Raw genomic sequence first — 15,814 nt, forward strand, 5'->3', positions numbered from 1 at the left:
ATACTAAACAAGTCGAACAAGACCGATGATGGTACTGAGTGAACGAATATCGGACTTGGGAAGTTGGAATGGTTTGAAGCGAGAGTTTTCGGAAACACAGAGGATACACTTATCGTCTTTCTCGCACTCCTCCACACGCTTGACGAGGGCACCTTGGCTGGTGTCAAGGACATAGATACTACCCCACTGAAAGAAGAGTATATCGGAAATTTTACGACAGGCAATGATGTCGCCGTTGTTGTAGAGCGGCACCATGGAGTCTCCAGACACACGGATGAGGAAGTTAGCCCCCTTTGCCTCGAACTCGGGGATGGTGTAGTGGTCGCAGTTCTCCAAATACACGCCATCGCTGTCAGCAGCGGGAAAACCTGCTATAGCATCAAGCGGGATAAGCGGGATGCCCTTTGCTGATTTTCGTGCCATCTTTTCTTGCTGAACTGCCATATTCTGTGTATCTTTGGAGATAGAAAGAGACTGTTTTTCAGCAGGTGGACTACTTGGAGTACCTTTCGTTTTGAGCATTGATCCCTTACCTGTAAGCAGCCATTCATGATTGATATCGGGCGCATAGGCAAGAAATCTCGATATATTTTCTTCGCTTATCCCATTGTTTTGCCCAAGGATGCCTCGTGTAGTCCCTGAAGCTTTATAATATTCATAATCAGAAACACCTTTTTTAGATAAATAAAGCGAGATATTTTGCTTTATTTGTGATTTTTCTTGCTTATTTTCTTGCATAGTCGAAATATCTTGTTTACCTTTGCAATGTGTTCATTAAAGAACAAGTGGTCAAATATAAGAAAAAAGGCCGAGAAATAAGAATTTAAATATTAAAGATTATGAAAAAGAAAAATCGCAACCGTTGTAATAACGGCAGAACGGAAGAACTGGTCATCAGTATTGATGTTACCCAAGAATTAAAACAAGCTCTCAGAGAGCGTCAATCAGAGGAAGCATCGTTTCCTCGGAGTGGTCGGACTGAGCATAGACTTGCTGAGCTTGAGCGGCAGCGTAAGAATCTACTTTTCTTATTATCTCGTGTTCTTCAAGCCGCCCCTGAATATAGGCTACGTCCATCAGAACTTGCAGTTGATGTCGTCGGCGACTTATCCTGTCTTTCTCAGGAGTCGGAAGCGTATCTGAGATTTCGAATGATGCGAGATTGTCCCTCTCGAACTTCCAGAGACAATATTTAGCGAACCAAACCTTGTCATCCTTTTGTTTGTCATGCTCAAACATGGTTGGCAGAATGGACATTAACAAGTTTCTAAGGGCATCGAACTGAGCTTTGAGTATGATTAAAGCAGTATCCATATTATTCCATTTAGAATTTGGCTACAAAAATAATGATAATGTTTGAATTAAATAAGTGAGATTATGGAAAAGTACATTCACATCAAGAAAGAAGACCGTGAGTTTATCGCAAAGTCATGTAAGGTTACCGAGCGCATGATTTTCTACGCCACTCATTACGAGAAGGACACGGATCTTGCGAAGAAGATACGCACGATTGCCTTACAGCGTGGCGGAATTGTAATGGTGAAAGCTCCTGAGATAGAAACCCTGCATGATGCAGACGGCTATATGAGACAGTACCTCGGTGATGTTCTGCTGGAATTTTCAAAGACGGAGCCTGTGTGCGACGTTTACCAAAAAGGTAAAAAGGTACGCCACTTTGATAACGTAATGACGAGCGACATTCAAAAAATTCAAGACTGGGCAGCAACTTTGTAAGAGGGCGATATGGAGTATTACGGTAATAAACTTTGCATATCATACGGAGAACTGATAGACGGTGGCATCGTAAGTGTTTCCAACTATCAGAATTTGACTCGTCGTAACAAAGTGGACGTAGTCCGCCGTGGTGGTGGTGCGAGTGGCTGTTGTGCTCTGATTGCTATAGATAGTTTACCATCGAAGTACAAGGAAAAGGTAGAGAAGGTATATCCCGGAGGCGACGAAGTGAGAGTGCGACACTGGATAATATCAAACTACGAAACAGACCAACAGGCGATAGCTTTTTTCAGTGATCGTGGCAAGGCTGGCATTGAACTGCCACCAGAAAAAGTAGCTGAATATACACAGAATGCCTCTGTGCTGAATACTTGCATCAAACTCTATGAACGTGCGAAAGACTATCATCGTTTGATGGGAGACAAGTACAACTGGGATATGATGGCCAAGACCATTGAAACGCTGCGCGAGAAGTTTGGACATACACTCCCAACCAGCACCCTCCGCTTCAGAAAGAAGGTGAACGAGTACAAGCGTGGGGGCTACGGCTGCCTTATCAGCGGCAAGTTCGGCAACCAGAGTGCAAGGAAGGTGGACTACAAGACTAAGAAGCTGGTTCGCAGCTTGGCAGTCCTGTCCAACAAGCCCTTTAACAGTACCGTCCATGAAATGTATATCAGTTTTGTCTGTGGCGAGCTTGACGTTTATAACCCGAAGACCGGCGAGCTGTTCAATCCCGATGACTTCACGGATAAGAACGGCGACCCGAAGTTCCTGAGCGAGAGCACCATCAATAACATTCTGAACGAGCCGGCAACCCGTATGCTGATAGAGAAGTCGCTGTCAAGCTGGAGTACCTTCATGCACGAGCAGATGCCCCACATGCACCGTCATGGCGGCGACTTCTCACTTTCGCAGATAACAATGGACGACGTGGACCTGACGCGCAAGCTGAAGGACACGAAGCAGAGAGTACACGCCTACTATGCCTACGATGTGGTAAGCCAGTGCGTGGTTGGTGCGAGCTATGCGCGTAAGAAAGACGAGAGCCTCGTTGTGGACTGCTTCCGGGATATGTTCCGCCTGATAGAAAGGCACGGCTGGGGAATGCCTGCCGGCATAGAGGTGGAGAACCACCTGATGACACAGTACAAAGACGGCTTCCTGCAAGCCGGTGTTGCCTTCCCGTTCGTACGTTTCTGCGCTCCGCAGAACTCTCAGGAGAAATATGCCGAACCATTGAACGGTGCGAAGAAGCGCAGCATCATCCACAAGAACCACGAGGGCATCGGACGCTTTTACGGCAAGGGCAAATGGCGTCAGGAGTACAAGAAAATCAGCGACGAGACCAACGAACTGTACGAGGACAAGGAATACTTCAGCTATGAGCAGCTGGTTGCCGACGATAAAGCGGACACCTACGAATGGAACCACGCCTTGCACCCTAACCAAAAGAAGTTCCCCGGAATGACGAGGTGGGACGTTCTCTGCGAGCGTATCAATCCGACGCTGCTGCCTTTGGATAAGCTGACACTGGCCCGCCATATAGGGGAACACGTCGATACGAGCATCCGAAGGAACTCGACCGTAAGGGTTGCCTATGAGGATTGGTGGCTAAGCGATACCAGCGTGTTGGAGAAACTTGCCCCTAACAACTATAAGGTAACCGCTTATTGGCTGCCCGACGAGGAAGGCAAAGCCACCGAGGTGTTCATATTTCAAGGCGACAAGTACATCGACAGGGTGGAGAAGGTGCAGACCTTCAACAGAGTGATGGCCGAGCAGACCGATGAGGACAAGGCTGCCTTTGTGAAGCAACAGAAGAAGATTGCCAAGTTTAATAAGTACATCGAGGAGAACGCCATTGACAGATTGGGAATATTGAAGCCCGTCCCCCAGACAAAGCAGGAAGCCTCCCAAGAGCTGATAGCCTCCGCCCCTCAGGAATACGAGCCGGTGATGCCGTTGCCAAGCGCATCGGACAGGGCCGTAGCCGACATATAGGAATAACATTAACAAAATTGATTATCGGCAGCATTCGGCAAAACAAGCAAGCTTGATTGCGCTCATTTGCACGATAATTAAAATGCCATTAGAATATGATTACAACAGGCAATAAACAGCGGATATTGGATGCGATAGCAGCCAACCGCAAGAACTATCCGAGCGATGCCAAACACGCATCGGCATTAGGCATCTCCGCAAGCGTTTACAACGGTTTGAAGAAGGGACAGACGGAAAAAGCCCTGAGCGATGCCAACTGGGTGAACATTGCCCGAAAGCTGGACGTGAACCTCCGTGAGACGATAGAGTGGAAAGGCGCACAGACGGAAACTTTCAAATACATCAGCCTTCAGATGGCGGCGTGTCAGGAACGCAGCCTTAGCGTGATACTCTGCGACCTGCCGAACATCGGCAAGACATACACGGCACGCTGGTATGTGAACGAACATCGCAATGCGGTATATATAGACTGCTCACAGGTGAAGACCAAGCGTGCGCTGGTGAAGAAGATTGCTCAGGAGTTTGGCGTGGGCGTGAGCGGCAAGTATCAGGACACATACGAGGACCTTGTGTATTACCTGCGCTCTATGGAGCGTCCTTTGGTAGTTCTTGACGAAGCCGGGGACCTACAGTACGAGGCATTCTTGGAGCTCAAGGCACTGTGGAACGCAACCGAGATGTGCTGCGGCTGGTATATGATGGGCGCTGACGGTCTGCGTGTCAAGATAAACCGGATGGTGGAGCATCAGAAGGTGGGTTATGCCGAGATATTCTCCCGTTATGGTGGTAAATACAGCCGTGTTACGCCTGATCAAGACGATGACCGCCGACGCTTCCTTATGGAGCAGGCGCGCGCCGTAGCGACCGTAAATGCCTTGAAAGGAACGGATATTGGTCAGATAGTACGCAAGAGCGCAGGAGGACTTAGACGAGTTTACACGGAAATTGAAAAGATAAAAAGAGGAGCATAATTATGATGACGAAGATAGAAATGGAGGCTATGAATGCCGTTATCGGTATCCGAAAGGAGATGGAAAAAGGTAACGAGGTAAATTGGGAACAGCGCAGGTATGAAATTGCAAAAGAGTGCCTTCCTATGGTTTACAAGCTGGCTTCCGAAATCGCAGTTCACGAACTCACAAGCACTCAACAGGTAGCACAGATTTGCATTTGCCTTGCTGATAATCTCATTAATGAACTGAAAACGAAAAAATAGTAATGAGCAAACGAGCGTACAGTCCGAAAGAAATTGCAGCCAAGAAATGGGTGACATTGCCGTGGGGCGAGCGGTGGAGCAAGCCATTTGGCTTCCCTGCCGAGAATGCCTCGTGGTTCATCAGCGGCGCGAGCGCACAGGGCAAGAGTTCGTTCGTTATGCAGTTGGGCAAGGAACTGTGCAAGTATGGTCCTGTTCTCTATATGAGCTACGAGGAAGGCGTGAATCAAAGTTTCCAACGCCGCATGGACTATCTGAATATGAATGAAGTACAAGGGCATTTCAGAGTTGTAACCGACGAGTCGATAGATGAACTTGCCAAGCGGCTGGCCAAGCCAAAATCGCCAAAATTCATCATTGTGGACTCCTTTCAAGTAGGGTGCTGGGACTATGGTTGGAGTTACCCTGCCGCGGTAGCATTGATGAAGAGGTTCAGGCGCAAGTGCTTTATCTTTATCAGCCAAGAGCACAAGAGCGAGCCTTCGGGCAAGCCGGCAGTGAGCCTGCGGTATATCTGCGACATGAAGGTGCGCGTGATGGGCTACAAGGCTTACTGTTTAGGCAGGTCAATCGGTGAAGCTGGCAACCATTATGTGGTCTGGAAAGAAGGTATTTTGAAAACAAGTAACAATTTATAGCTATGGCAAATAAGAGAGACGGCCTGTTGTATCGGTTGAGAAAAAAAGGAATAAAGTGCAACACGGGAAAGCGAGAGATTTATTTTCCTTATGGAAAAGATCCGATGGAGGTCGTACAGGTAAGGAGGTTGCATGATGAGTATAAATTCAATGTTCAATTTACAATATAGATAATGGGAAAGAAAGTGTATATCAGTGGCGCGATTGCGCATTACGACATGAATGAGAGAAAGGCGGTATTTAAGGCAGCCGAAGAGTTTCTGAAGGCAGAAGGTTATCACCCTGTAAATCCTTTCGAAAACGGTCTGCCTCAACCCGGAGACTGGCGAGAGCACATGCGGCGTGACATTGCGCTGTTACTGGAGTGTGACTACATCTACATGTTGGACGGCTGGTGGCAGAGCAAAGGAGCAAAGTTGGAGCTCGACGTGGCCAGTTCGTGCGGTATTGCTCCGATGTTTGAGGTCATAGAGATAAATGATGTATAAATCAATTAAAAATCAAAGTTATGGGAACAGAACGGAACTATGCGCGTTTTTACACGCTTCTGAAGAAATTGCCCGATGCGGACAAAGAGACGCTGGTGGCACAATACACGGGCGGGCGGACAACCAGTTTGAGAGAAACCACCCTTCAGGAATACAAGACGATGTGCGATGATATGCAGCAGGTGGCAGGTTACGACGAAAGGATGGCAGCTCTGCGTAAGGAACTCAGACGCAGGCGCAGTGTGTGCCTGAAACTGATGCAGCGGTTGGGCATTGACACTACCGACTGGGCAGCAATCGACAACTTTTGCATGCATCCACGAATAGCGGGCAAACTGTTCCGTCAAATATCTGCCGAAGAGTTGGATGCGCTCGCCATCAAACTACGTGCGATTGATCGTAAAGGCGGTCTCCGGAAAAAAGAATCAAGGTGTCCGAACACGTCGCTCTATTGGTTGTTGCAGTCTGACAATGCCCTTAAAAATTGAAAAAGATGGAAAAAGAGACAGACAAGATGCTTGTATTGCTTGAAAGGCAGATTTATGAAACAGTCGGGCTGTTGCCCGCCATCGAACGGGAATCTTTTTTAAAAAGCCTGATCGATTGGATAACGGAACAAACAAAAAGTATCATATAAAAAACAATCAGCTATGAGACAGAAGATAAAAGAGGTTATGAGTTATATACGCGAATGCTCGTCCGATATGAACGAGGAAGCGTATGACAGGTTCCTTGAAGAATTGGCATTTGAAATTGAAACGGAAAGGGAACTGTGTCAATGGAACGATAATACCGAAGATAATAAATAACTTAAAAAAGAAAAGCAATGGAAGAAAGAAAAATGATGGTGGAAATGACTGCTGAAGAAAAAGCCCGTTTCGAGGCTTTTCAAGTGTCAGAAGCAAAGAAAGCAGCGGAAGCGAGAGCTAAAGCCGACCGAGAGAAATATAAAGAGCTGGTAGATGAGGAGATAGAAAAGAGCATACCGATACTCCTTGATGTGAGTGAAAGCATCAAAGTGAGCAAGCAATGCGTGCAGGATAATTTTAAAACGATTTTGGAATTGAAATCGGAATTGTTCCAAACAAAGCGGGACGACCAGAAAAGTCACACGTTTACCAATTCTGACGGCAATAAACGCATAACGCTCGGTGTGTACGTGACAGACGGGTATCGGGATACGGTGGAGGAAGGCATTGACATTGTGAAAGAATACATATCATCTCTTGCCAACGACCGGAAAACAAAATCTCTCGTCAAAATGATTTTTAGACTGCTAAGCCGGGACGCGAAGGGGACGTTGAAAGCAAGCCGTATCGTGCAACTTAGAAAAATCGCGGAAGAAATTGGCAACGATCGTTTTTTAGAGGGTGTGCGTATCATTGAGGAAGCCTATCAGCCTGAAGTGAGCAAACAATTTATACGCGCGGAAATCAGAGACAAAAACGGCATGTGGAAAGCAGTGCCGTTGGGTATGACGGAATCATAAGGAGGAGAAAGGAATATGTTATATAAAGTACAATTCCAAATACACCGTAGAGGTTATCGAAAGCTCAGGCTCGAGGGGATATATGTCTTGGATGCGGAAAACGAAATGTCGGTACCCGAAATGAAACAGGACGTTACCAAATTTATCCAACGCCAGCTCATTGACAGGAACAAAGAATTTGAGAACTTCCAGGTAGAGCTGACTATTTTTAAGAAACTGAAGACCGATTTTCTGTATCGATCGACAGGGAAAGTTATAACAGATAAAAAGGAAGAAGATAATGGAACAGAGAAGTAATTCCAAAGCCCGGTATATACCCACCCGTGTGGCGGTGTGCAAGCACTGCTCAGGCAAAGGTGTCGTGTTTGAGTATGCCGATGAGGACAAAACAACCGTGTCCGGATCAAGTAAATGTCCCGTATGTCTCGGATCCGGCAGAGTAAAGGTAACCAGTTCGGTGGTAACAACCGTCAGCCCGTTTATCCCCGGAAAAGATGACAAGGCAGAGGTGATTTCCATGTAAGTCACTAAAAAACTGTCAAAGCGTTGGTAGTATCGAGATAAGTCCCTTTTATTCATCCTAAAAGTCAGCGGAAATTCTATTTTCCTGCTGACTTTCTTCATATTATGCCGCGAATGATATATCTTTGTATCAAGTAATCAACTATATATGCAGGAAAAAATCGTGATACCGTTTACTTGTCCTAAAATAGAGAAAGCCGGCAACCGTCGTGGGACACGCAAGGCTGTCTCCTTGGATGTTGCCATCACCTCCCGTCGTGACCGCCTCAAGAAGCGGAACCGGCTGCTGACTGCCCGGTATTATTATTGGACCGAGGTCAAACGCCGCCGCTTTGACGATGTTTTGAGGATCCTTTCCGATAATGAGTTTTTCGTCGAGGAGCGGACCATCAGTAACACGTTGGTTGAGCAGGATGATTTTTACAACGAACTGCTCCAATCCAAGTTATCCTCCCGCAAGCTCAAGGCGATGTTCCCCGGCTTTGACTGGCGTTAATCCATGAACTCGGTCTCGTACATTACGTTATAGACTTTCAGCCCGTCTGCCCGCTTTTCCGGCGCGCACCGGATACGGCGCATGGGGTTGAAAAGGTTCCCACCGTTCCACCACTGCAGAGCCCTGTGTATCTTCTCCAACGTATCCATGCGGCATAAGGCGTGTTCCCTTACAAGCTTCGGTGCCGCCGCATGGGTGCTTCCGGCTTTCTCGAAAGCCACCTTGAGCTGTATTTGCGCATTGATTTTTTGCGTGCCCCCCGTGTAGGTTTGGCATGACGGATAAGCAATCTCTATCAAACAGCACGGGAAAGCCACGGCAGGGCGTTCCGCTGAATTTAACTGCCCTTCCTCGGCATCTATCCATCTGAGTTGCGGCACTTCCGTTTTGAGCCGGTCGCAAACGGCCATAAAAATTTCTTTGTTCATATCTATTCTTGATTAAGTGAGTCTATATATCCCGCTATCCGGTCGTGAATTTGTTCGTTCAATTCCTTTGAGTCTCCCATGAATTCGCGCCGGGGTATACGGGCATTGCGGGTATGTGCTTTGACAAACACCTCTTTTTCCTTGGTTTTTCGGGTATGTGCCGGTACGTGTACCGCGCCCGCGAACCCCTCGTTATGCGCCCGGACATAATCCACCTTTTCGTTTCCTGCCGAGATGACCACCCGCTGTGGGGTTATCACTGCCGGCCGGATGCTGTTCATCAACGCTCCGGAGTCGATCAGCAGAGAACCGGTCTTTTTGGGTACTTTGGCCGGAGCCCACGGGTTCCCGTCAAACGCTTTATTTTTAAAGGTTGACTGGTAGTATTCCGTGGCCGTTTCCGCCACGATGTCTGCCGCGTCGGAGAGGATCTCCTCGGGGAGTGACTGCAGATATTTATTCAGTTCCTTGATGTTCATATTAAAATAATTTTATATATTTGCATTTGAAGCATGGTTTGCCGGATAATGGAATACGCAGTACCTCGCAGGTGGTGGGTGCGTATAAGACTGAGTACAGCGGCAGTACCATGTTAACCTGAAGCAGAGGCAGGACACCGGCTATCCAACCGTATGAAGCGGAACCTCCACGTGTGGATGTTCCAATAATTAGGACGGCGGACGTGAGGACCTGCCTCACGATTTATGTATGAGCAGTCCTCTCCGGTATCTCCATACAGGGTCGATCTGTCGGTTCCTCCTGCTTCTTTCTTTGATGTTGGGGTGTTGCTCAATTTCAAACCATGTCAAGACCTGGTACACTATCCCTTCTTTTACCTCACAGATGACATTGATGGCTTTTCCTTTATAGAACTTGATAAAATTCAGATTTTTGAATTTTTTCTGGTAGTTGTTCAACCAAATTTCATCGGGATTTTTAAGCACGTCCGGGATACATTCCAACAGCGGTATGCGAGCTTTCTCGTATTTCTTGGAGGTATGTCGCTCGAATACATCCTCCAAAAGCTGTACTTTCCGCCCTTGATAGTCTTCCATTGCCTGATGTGTCTGATGCCATTCGTCCGGGTCTCCGGTGAATGTTGGCACTTCCGTAGTGGCCGCTTCTAATAGCTTTTTGAAGGAATCCAGCCCGTAATCATTGTAATGCAGGTCGCCCAACAAAGCGGCTGCTTTATCGGCAAACTTGCGAACGTACTGTTGGTCTTTTGAAAACACCTCGGCGGTTATCCCTCGGTTAGAATCCCATCCTTGCGCCTCGTTCATTTTCCATTCTTTCGTTTTGAAATAGTCATCGACCATGCTTTCCATGGCACTAAAATCCACTTCCTTTGCCTCGTGCTTCATGAGTGGCACCACCCTGCACCGGCATCTCCATCCATTCGGCGGCCATATCTTGTTCCACCGCGGATTGCTTGAGTGCAAGATGACTCCGTCCAGTTGTTGGTGCTCTTTTCTTACCTTTTCATCACCTGCGGTCACATACTTCCAGTAGGGGAACAGCTTGGTTTTTCCCATCAGGCGGTGATAATTGGCGGCGGACTCCGCGGTGAGTACGGCCGTATCATACTCCGTCTTTTGCCATACCTTATTGAACTTGCCGCATATCCGCTCCGCTTTACCGGTAAATTCCTGAAAATTACCGCTTTCCCTGAACGCCTTGTTTAAAGCCTGTATTTCCGCCAGTGTTTTGCCGGCAGAAAAATGAAAGAGGTTCATTTCCATCGCGGTAATAAACGCGTCATCCTTCAGCCCGTAGGCGAACCTTTCGTCCGCGTTGCTAATTGACCGTCGGTAGGCGTTTCGGATCCCCTTTATCAAGTCGGTCGAGATAAACGAGAACAATTCGGCATCGAACTTTTTGACTTCCCCGTTGGCAATCCTCGCGGCGAGTTTTTCCGCCATCGTCGCATCATCCTTCAGCCTGATGGGGGCATTTCCATTGTATGCCCCGATTTTCGGGGCATGCACGAAAAAATCCCACAAGCGCGTTAAGAAATTACGGTCTGTATGGTTGATCATTTCCTCTTCCGTGTTCTCGCCCATCTCTGCCTGAGCTTGCGAAGTCGCGTGTCTGGCAACGGGTTCCCCATCCTTGGGCATGGGGATGGAATATTTCTCGTGCAGGTAACTCTGCGGAATCTCCATGATGTCAGAGAGTTGTACCACCTCCGCCACGGTGAGCTGTTCCGCCGCCTTGGGAAAAATAAACTTTCCTCCGGCAACGGGATATCCTCTGGCTTCCAGCATGGGAAGTACTTTCTGGTTGAGCACCCGCTGGACATACCGCAGGTCGGATCTGTTCTTACCTTCTTCTACCTCCTTGTGTATTTCGCCCAGCGATCGCGCGCCTTTCTCGCCCTGTACGGTGGTCATGGTTTGTCCGAGTATGGTAATCAGCATCTCCTCGTTGTTGGCCTGTCGGAATTCGTTGTACGATGTTCCCGATCCCGCGCCGCTCTCTTTGGTCTCCACGTCGGCCTCTTTGGGTATCACGACATAGGGCGCTGAGCCGGCTTTCTCAAAGGCTTCTTCCAACAGCCGGCGGCTCTCCGGATCATACGTGTTATATTTACCAACGCGTTGCGGCATCCCGAACAGCTCCACCCATTGGGACCAATCCCCGAAACCTCCCCGCTTGTAAATGGCATAAGGAGCGGCTTTAAGCAGCAGCCCGAAATCCCGGTCTTTACCGAGAATGAGCAGTTGGGAATCCCCCTCGTAAGGTATGCCTGTCTCATCCGTGTCCATCCGGAGGATGGTGCGGTTTCTCAGGTTGATATGCTTGGCCGGAATCGGCTCCACTTTGAACCCATCGTTGAAGGTTATCTCCACTCCGGAGCGGCCGTATATTTTCTTTTTCAGGATTTCGGTGAGCAAATCTTCCCACGCGACGGTATCCATCAGAGCCGTGATTTCCTCCACTTCTTCCCCGTCCTCGTTTTGGAAGGTAAGTTCCGAATTGGTGACCGCGTCGACGCGCTTTTGAACGGCATCGCTCAAAACACCGTCAATCATGATGTCGTCGAGCAGGTCGTACAGCTGTTTGGTTCGGCCGTTGTCCGCCGCCATGAGAGCTGTTCGCCAGTTGCCCACATCATATACTTTCCGCTGGGGAGCCTTGACCACTAACTGATGTATGACCAGCTGTTCTTTGGCTGCTGATGCCCTATTCGTCTTTTCAGCTTTTCTTCTCTTGTTCGCCATAGTTATGTATTAAAAATGTTGACTGCGTTTGGGATTGCTCCCATATATATATTCACTTGCGGTATCGGGTTTCCCGTCACCATCCTCGTCTATAACGGGCAGATCCGGTTTAATGTCTGATTTTTGCACCTGCCTGAGCCATGCCACCGCACGTTCGTAGCGATCCTGCCGGAGTTGCAGGTCGGTACCCGCGTTGCAGAGGTTTACAAAATGCCACACGGCGATGTCCTTAATAAAAATGAGGAGCAGGGCGTTTCTTTGGTCTCCCGTGGCCTCGAAAATCTTTTTGCGGTCATAGGCGCCGAGATAGCCGTATGCTTCCTGCGTGGCAGCGTCAATGGCTGCCGTGAGGATTGTTTCATCCTCTCTGCTGATAACCTCTATGTTTTCTTTGTAGAGGTGCGTTTCCAATTCTTTGGGTGTGATAAATGCCATGGTTAAAATCTTTTTTTATTGATTACACGTGTGCCCACGGTGTAGGATCCGACCGAGAGCGTGCTTATTTTCTCGTTGATAATCCATACGCCGCCTTCGACGCAGTCCACGCCGTCAGCGGGTGATTTCATCGCCCTGTTGATGAGCAGGAACTGCTCTTCCAGCCTTTTCATGTGCGGATTATCCTTTTCGTCTATGTTAAGAATGAGTTTGCCCTGCCGGTTCAGCGGCTCAAGGTTTCCCTCGATGCGATCGAACTTTTCCGGTTTCCTTCTGGTGTCCGGTATAATACCAATAAATCCGAGCTGTTTTCCTTTTTCGTTAAACAGGGGAATGAATACCTGTTCGTAGAAAGGATCCTGCAGCTTGTTATTTTCGATGTAATTATACACTTGCGTTTTTTGTCCCACGTAATCCCGGAGATAATAATACCAATTCACGTACTCCTCGTTGACCACGTGATCCAGATATCCGGTGTAAACATAGAACTTGCCGTCGTAATATCCGATAAGGAAGCAGGCTTTGAACGAGGTGGCTTTGTTTTTCGAGTTGGACGGAGCCGGATCCCCGTAAGCCACCGCGAACTGCAGTTTCGACAACGGCGGGCATTTGCCCCATGTCATTTCCTTGAACGTGTCCCCCTCGGATAGCGGGTTGTTCATGTATTCCTGCTGGAATGCCTTGGTGCTTATTTTATTCTGAATACGATTGATGTGCTTTTCCGTGTTCTTCTCCGGCCAGCTGGATTTGCCTTCCATGTCTCGAATGTTTATGATGTCCCAATGGTCGGCTTTTTCGCCTGCCCGTTTCACGCAGCAGTCAAGGGCAATCAGATTACCGCAGAACACCACCAATAAATCCTCGCTGATGGATCGGGTCGGGAACAGTGCCGCTTCGAACCACTCCCATTTTTTCTTCAGGATGTCCGGATTTCGGCAGTCCGCGTCCGTGTCGAAGTCATCCACGAGGATGGTGTCCGGACGTGCCGCGTCCTTTCTGGTGCCACGGGGGGACTCCAGCGCGCCGATTGCCCGGAACGTAGCCCCGGTAGTGAGGGTGAATTCATCTTCCGTCCAGCTTCCGAATTCCCTTAAATCGCCATAATACGCCTTGAGGATGGAATTGCCCTCAAAGGCTTTTTTATAGGGGGCTAAGAGACGAACAGCGTTGTCGTGACTGTTTGATATGAGCAGCACGTTCTTTTTCTTTTGGGTCAGTACAAGATACATGGCGCACATGAATACGATGGTGGATTTAGCCAGCTCACGTGACCACGAAAGGACTTCGTACCATTCCATATTGGTGGTGATGCGTCTGATTGCCTGTTGATGGAACTTGGTAAAGGGGTACTTGGCAAACTCCGAGAAAAAGAACAATATCCATTCGATGGCGTTCGCTTCCAGCTTTTTCAGCTTCTTTTTCCGCTCTACCGGCGAGAGGTTGTCGGCTGCTTTGTCTCTTTTAAGTGAACGGTGGTATTCAGTCCACTCCTTGTATGCCTGAATGTCATCTATTTTACCCATTTCATTTTCTCTTTAATATACGCGTCGAAATAATCGCTCAATTCTTTCGCTTTGCCAAGATCTTGTTGACGTAGCCAGTCAAGCAGTCCGCGGGACACATTGTAAATATCTCTGACGGACGCGTCCTGTTCCAACGCCTCCAGATCCGCCGTCAGTTTACGCCGGATATCGGCTTCAGCCGCTGACGGGAAACGTTTACCTTCTTCTTTTTCCGCGATGGATCGGTCAAGCTCGTCCAGCTGTGCAAGTGTGGAGCTGATGCGCTCCTCCCGTGTTTGCAGGAGGTTGAGCTTTAGATCTTCCCATTCCTTGATCCATTTGTTGATCGTGATACGGGACACCCCTATCCTGTCGGCTATTTCCTGCTGGGTGATATTCTCCTTGAGATAAATCAATTTCGCCCATTCTTTCTTTTGATTTTTTTTCAGTTCGCTTGCCATGATTCAATCATTTTAAGTTCAAAGGTAAAGCCTTGCGATAAATGAAAATAATTTGTTTGTAGCTATCAACGTTTAATCTAAAACAACAGCAGTTAAGATTGAAACGCTTACAGACAGATTTGTACAGCCCGTTTTTTACGCTGAATTTTGTCACAAAATCAAACGATTGAAATGGGAAAATTAACATTTGTCTTACATGATGAATCGGTGAACACTTACGGGTTCAGGATGCTCACCGGTGGAGCTAACTTGGAGGAATTTAAAAAGAATCCCGTGATGTTGCTGAATCATAATGATTATGATCTGCCGATTGGCCGGTGGGAAAATATCCGTGTCGATGGCGGTCAGATTTTAGCCGACGCTGTATTTGATGAGGGGGACGCCCGAGCCAAAGAAGTCATGCGTAAAGTAGAGAATGATTTTATTCGCATGGCATCCATTGGCGCGTGGCCTCCTGAGGAGAAAAGCGACGCGTATGATTTGATGATGCCTGGACAGACTCTTCCCACCGTTACCAAATGGGCGGTACGCGAGGCCAGTATCGTCACCATCGGAGCCAACCACAACGCATTGGTATTTTATGACAGAGATAGCAAACAGATTATCGACTTGAATGACAGAAACAATCTTATTCGGTTGATAGATAGTAATAACCCTAAAAAACGAATTAAAATGAGTGTACTTACAGACGTATTAAAGTTGAAAGACGCTGCTTCCGAGGTTGAAATCGTAACAGCCGTTCAGGGCATCATCGCCAATGCGGACCGCTTGGAAAAAGAGAAAAAAACACTGGCGGCTGCCATTGATGAGATGAACAAGTCCAAAAAGGAAGCCCAAAAGCAGGAGGCAATAGTCCTGACGGACGCGGCCATTAGAGACGGACGTTATGACGCGAAGGGTCGTGAGAACCTGCTGAATCTTTTTGATAAGGATTTCGAGGGAACAAAGGCCATGCTGGCCGCCATTCCACGTCGCGCCAACGTGGTTGATCAGATGGGGACTAAAGGTTCCGGCGTGACTCTTGGTGATTGGAAAGACAAATCTTGGGACGAGCTGGATAAGGCCGGTAAACTCATGGAATTGAAAGATATTTTGCCGGAATTGTATAAATCCAAGTTTAAAGAGCGTTTCGGCATCGAACCGAAGATGTAATTATTAACCATAAAACAATATAGCA

Annotated in this window: 22 protein-coding genes; 14 read left to right on the forward strand and 8 right to left on the reverse strand. The window is 47.9% G+C overall.

The features are described from left to right. Window positions 1-3 precede the first annotated feature (3 nt). Both LO761_RS04025 and LO761_RS04030 read right to left on the reverse strand, forming a co-directional pair. Window positions 4-738, reverse strand: coding sequence for a S24 family peptidase (locus LO761_RS04025; protein ID WP_272817045.1), 735 nt, complete (start codon window positions 736-738; stop codon window positions 4-6). A 192-nt stretch (window positions 739-930) separates the two neighbouring features. After that, a complete protein-coding gene (locus LO761_RS04030) occupies window positions 931-1,314 on the reverse strand; it encodes a M41 family metallopeptidase (RefSeq protein ID WP_272817046.1) in 384 nt (127 codons plus the stop codon). A gap of 63 nt (window positions 1,315-1,377) precedes the next feature. Here LO761_RS04030 and LO761_RS04035 point away from each other — a divergent pair, with 63 nt between their 5' ends. From LO761_RS04035 to LO761_RS04095, 13 genes are all read left to right on the forward strand, one after another. After that, on the forward strand, window positions 1,378-1,734 hold the full coding sequence (locus tag LO761_RS04035; protein ID WP_272817047.1) for a hypothetical protein: 357 nt from the start codon (window positions 1,378-1,380) through the stop codon (window positions 1,732-1,734). A gap of 9 nt (window positions 1,735-1,743) precedes the next feature. Further along, a complete protein-coding gene (locus LO761_RS04040) occupies window positions 1,744-3,738 on the forward strand; it encodes a hypothetical protein (RefSeq protein ID WP_272817048.1) in 1,995 nt (664 codons plus the stop codon). Window positions 3,739-3,833: 95 nt separating this feature from the next. Next, a complete protein-coding gene (locus LO761_RS04045) occupies window positions 3,834-4,709 on the forward strand; it encodes an ATP-binding protein (RefSeq protein WP_272817049.1) in 876 nt (291 codons plus the stop codon). Window positions 4,710-4,711: 2 nt separating this feature from the next. Continuing rightward, window positions 4,712-4,954, forward strand: coding sequence for a hypothetical protein (locus LO761_RS04050; RefSeq protein ID WP_272817050.1), 243 nt, complete (start codon window positions 4,712-4,714; stop codon window positions 4,952-4,954). Between the two features lie 2 nt (window positions 4,955-4,956). Continuing rightward, the gene (locus tag LO761_RS04055) at window positions 4,957-5,592 is read left to right on the forward strand and encodes a DNA repair protein RadA family protein (RefSeq protein ID WP_272817051.1); all 636 of its coding nucleotides are present in this window, start codon (window positions 4,957-4,959) and stop codon (window positions 5,590-5,592) included. A gap of 173 nt (window positions 5,593-5,765) precedes the next feature. After that, on the forward strand, window positions 5,766-6,080 hold the full coding sequence (locus LO761_RS04060; protein WP_272817052.1) for a DUF4406 domain-containing protein: 315 nt from the start codon (window positions 5,766-5,768) through the stop codon (window positions 6,078-6,080). Between the two features lie 20 nt (window positions 6,081-6,100). Beyond that, window positions 6,101-6,568, forward strand: a complete 468-nt coding sequence (locus LO761_RS04065) for a hypothetical protein (protein WP_272817053.1) — start codon at window positions 6,101-6,103, stop codon at window positions 6,566-6,568. Window positions 6,569-6,573: 5 nt separating this feature from the next. Further along, window positions 6,574-6,717, forward strand: coding sequence for a hypothetical protein (locus LO761_RS04070; RefSeq protein ID WP_272817054.1), 144 nt, complete (start codon window positions 6,574-6,576; stop codon window positions 6,715-6,717). A 13-nt stretch (window positions 6,718-6,730) separates the two neighbouring features. Next, complete coding sequence (locus LO761_RS04075; RefSeq protein WP_272817055.1) at window positions 6,731-6,889, forward strand: hypothetical protein; 159 nt, start codon at window positions 6,731-6,733, stop codon at window positions 6,887-6,889. 17 nt (window positions 6,890-6,906) lie between these two features. After that, window positions 6,907-7,569, forward strand: coding sequence for a DUF3164 family protein (locus LO761_RS04080; RefSeq protein ID WP_272817056.1), 663 nt, complete (start codon window positions 6,907-6,909; stop codon window positions 7,567-7,569). Between the two features lie 15 nt (window positions 7,570-7,584). Then, window positions 7,585-7,866 carry a hypothetical protein gene (locus tag LO761_RS04085; protein WP_272817057.1) on the forward strand — a complete coding sequence of 94 codons (282 nt, stop codon included), beginning with the start codon at window positions 7,585-7,587 and terminating at the stop codon, window positions 7,864-7,866. After that, window positions 7,850-8,092: a hypothetical protein gene (locus tag LO761_RS04090; protein WP_272817058.1), complete on the forward strand. Its 243-nt coding sequence runs from the start codon at window positions 7,850-7,852 to the stop codon at window positions 8,090-8,092. The genes LO761_RS04085 and LO761_RS04090 overlap by 17 nt, the downstream gene beginning before the upstream one ends. A gap of 147 nt (window positions 8,093-8,239) precedes the next feature. Next, window positions 8,240-8,587, forward strand: a complete 348-nt coding sequence (locus LO761_RS04095; protein ID WP_272817059.1) for a hypothetical protein — start codon at window positions 8,240-8,242, stop codon at window positions 8,585-8,587. Here LO761_RS04095 and LO761_RS04100 read toward each other — a convergent pair. The 6 genes from LO761_RS04100 to LO761_RS04125 all read right to left on the reverse strand — a co-directional run bounded on the left by LO761_RS04100 (window position 8,584) and on the right by LO761_RS04125 (window position 14,637). Next, window positions 8,584-9,015: a hypothetical protein gene (locus tag LO761_RS04100; RefSeq protein ID WP_272817060.1), complete on the reverse strand. Its 432-nt coding sequence runs from the start codon at window positions 9,013-9,015 to the stop codon at window positions 8,584-8,586. The genes LO761_RS04095 and LO761_RS04100 overlap by 4 nt on opposite strands. Before the next feature lie 2 nt (window positions 9,016-9,017). Continuing rightward, complete coding sequence (locus tag LO761_RS04105) at window positions 9,018-9,494, reverse strand: phage virion morphogenesis protein (protein ID WP_272817061.1); 477 nt, start codon at window positions 9,492-9,494, stop codon at window positions 9,018-9,020. Between the two features lie 216 nt (window positions 9,495-9,710). Then, window positions 9,711-12,239 (reverse strand): phage portal protein family protein, encoded by a 2,529-nt coding sequence (locus LO761_RS04110; protein WP_272817062.1) that lies wholly within the window; start codon window positions 12,237-12,239, stop codon window positions 9,711-9,713. A gap of 9 nt (window positions 12,240-12,248) precedes the next feature. Further along, the gene (locus LO761_RS04115) at window positions 12,249-12,674 is read right to left on the reverse strand and encodes a phage protein Gp36 family protein (protein WP_272817063.1); all 426 of its coding nucleotides are present in this window, start codon (window positions 12,672-12,674) and stop codon (window positions 12,249-12,251) included. A 2-nt stretch (window positions 12,675-12,676) separates the two neighbouring features. Continuing rightward, window positions 12,677-14,197, reverse strand: coding sequence for a hypothetical protein (locus LO761_RS04120; protein ID WP_272817064.1), 1,521 nt, complete (start codon window positions 14,195-14,197; stop codon window positions 12,677-12,679). Continuing rightward, entirely contained in the window at window positions 14,185-14,637 is a 453-nt protein-coding gene (locus LO761_RS04125; RefSeq protein WP_272817065.1) for a helix-turn-helix domain-containing protein, read from the reverse strand. Before LO761_RS04125 ends, LO761_RS04120 begins: the two co-directional genes overlap by 13 nt. A 171-nt stretch (window positions 14,638-14,808) precedes the next feature. Here LO761_RS04125 and LO761_RS04130 point away from each other — a divergent pair, with 171 nt between their 5' ends. After that, window positions 14,809-15,789, forward strand: coding sequence for an HK97 family phage prohead protease (locus LO761_RS04130; RefSeq protein ID WP_272817066.1), 981 nt, complete (start codon window positions 14,809-14,811; stop codon window positions 15,787-15,789). Window positions 15,790-15,814 lie beyond the last annotated feature (25 nt).

The sequence above is a fragment of the Phocaeicola oris genome, from assembly GCF_021295095.1.
Taxonomy (GTDB): domain Bacteria; phylum Bacteroidota; class Bacteroidia; order Bacteroidales; family Bacteroidaceae; genus Phocaeicola; species Phocaeicola oris.

Excerpts from the sequence above, each read along its gene's own strand:
- LO761_RS04025 (WP_272817045.1), bottom strand. The coding sequence starts at position 738 with ATGCAAGAAAATAAGCAAGAAAAATCACAAATAAAGCAAAATATCTCG.
- LO761_RS04030 (WP_272817046.1), bottom strand. The coding sequence starts at position 1,314 with ATGGATACTGCTTTAATCATACTCAAAGCTCAGTTCGATGCCCTTAGA.
- LO761_RS04035 (WP_272817047.1), top strand. The coding sequence starts at position 1,378 with ATGGAAAAGTACATTCACATCAAGAAAGAAGACCGTGAGTTTATCGCA.
- LO761_RS04040 (WP_272817048.1), top strand. The coding sequence starts at position 1,744 with ATGGAGTATTACGGTAATAAACTTTGCATATCATACGGAGAACTGATA.
- LO761_RS04045 (WP_272817049.1), top strand. The coding sequence starts at position 3,834 with ATGATTACAACAGGCAATAAACAGCGGATATTGGATGCGATAGCAGCC.
- LO761_RS04050 (WP_272817050.1), top strand. The coding sequence starts at position 4,712 with ATGATGACGAAGATAGAAATGGAGGCTATGAATGCCGTTATCGGTATC.
- LO761_RS04055 (WP_272817051.1), top strand. The coding sequence starts at position 4,957 with ATGAGCAAACGAGCGTACAGTCCGAAAGAAATTGCAGCCAAGAAATGG.
- LO761_RS04060 (WP_272817052.1), top strand. The coding sequence starts at position 5,766 with ATGGGAAAGAAAGTGTATATCAGTGGCGCGATTGCGCATTACGACATG.
- LO761_RS04065 (WP_272817053.1), top strand. The coding sequence starts at position 6,101 with ATGGGAACAGAACGGAACTATGCGCGTTTTTACACGCTTCTGAAGAAA.
- LO761_RS04070 (WP_272817054.1), top strand. The coding sequence starts at position 6,574 with ATGGAAAAAGAGACAGACAAGATGCTTGTATTGCTTGAAAGGCAGATT.
- LO761_RS04075 (WP_272817055.1), top strand. The coding sequence starts at position 6,731 with ATGAGACAGAAGATAAAAGAGGTTATGAGTTATATACGCGAATGCTCG.
- LO761_RS04080 (WP_272817056.1), top strand. The coding sequence starts at position 6,907 with ATGGAAGAAAGAAAAATGATGGTGGAAATGACTGCTGAAGAAAAAGCC.
- LO761_RS04085 (WP_272817057.1), top strand. The coding sequence starts at position 7,585 with ATGTTATATAAAGTACAATTCCAAATACACCGTAGAGGTTATCGAAAG.
- LO761_RS04090 (WP_272817058.1), top strand. The coding sequence starts at position 7,850 with ATGGAACAGAGAAGTAATTCCAAAGCCCGGTATATACCCACCCGTGTG.
- LO761_RS04095 (WP_272817059.1), top strand. The coding sequence starts at position 8,240 with ATGCAGGAAAAAATCGTGATACCGTTTACTTGTCCTAAAATAGAGAAA.
- LO761_RS04100 (WP_272817060.1), bottom strand. The coding sequence starts at position 9,015 with ATGAACAAAGAAATTTTTATGGCCGTTTGCGACCGGCTCAAAACGGAA.
- LO761_RS04105 (WP_272817061.1), bottom strand. The coding sequence starts at position 9,494 with ATGAACATCAAGGAACTGAATAAATATCTGCAGTCACTCCCCGAGGAG.
- LO761_RS04110 (WP_272817062.1), bottom strand. The coding sequence starts at position 12,239 with ATGGCGAACAAGAGAAGAAAAGCTGAAAAGACGAATAGGGCATCAGCA.
- LO761_RS04115 (WP_272817063.1), bottom strand. The coding sequence starts at position 12,674 with ATGGCATTTATCACACCCAAAGAATTGGAAACGCACCTCTACAAAGAA.
- LO761_RS04120 (WP_272817064.1), bottom strand. The coding sequence starts at position 14,197 with ATGGGTAAAATAGATGACATTCAGGCATACAAGGAGTGGACTGAATAC.
- LO761_RS04125 (WP_272817065.1), bottom strand. The coding sequence starts at position 14,637 with ATGGCAAGCGAACTGAAAAAAAATCAAAAGAAAGAATGGGCGAAATTG.
- LO761_RS04130 (WP_272817066.1), top strand. The coding sequence starts at position 14,809 with ATGGGAAAATTAACATTTGTCTTACATGATGAATCGGTGAACACTTAC.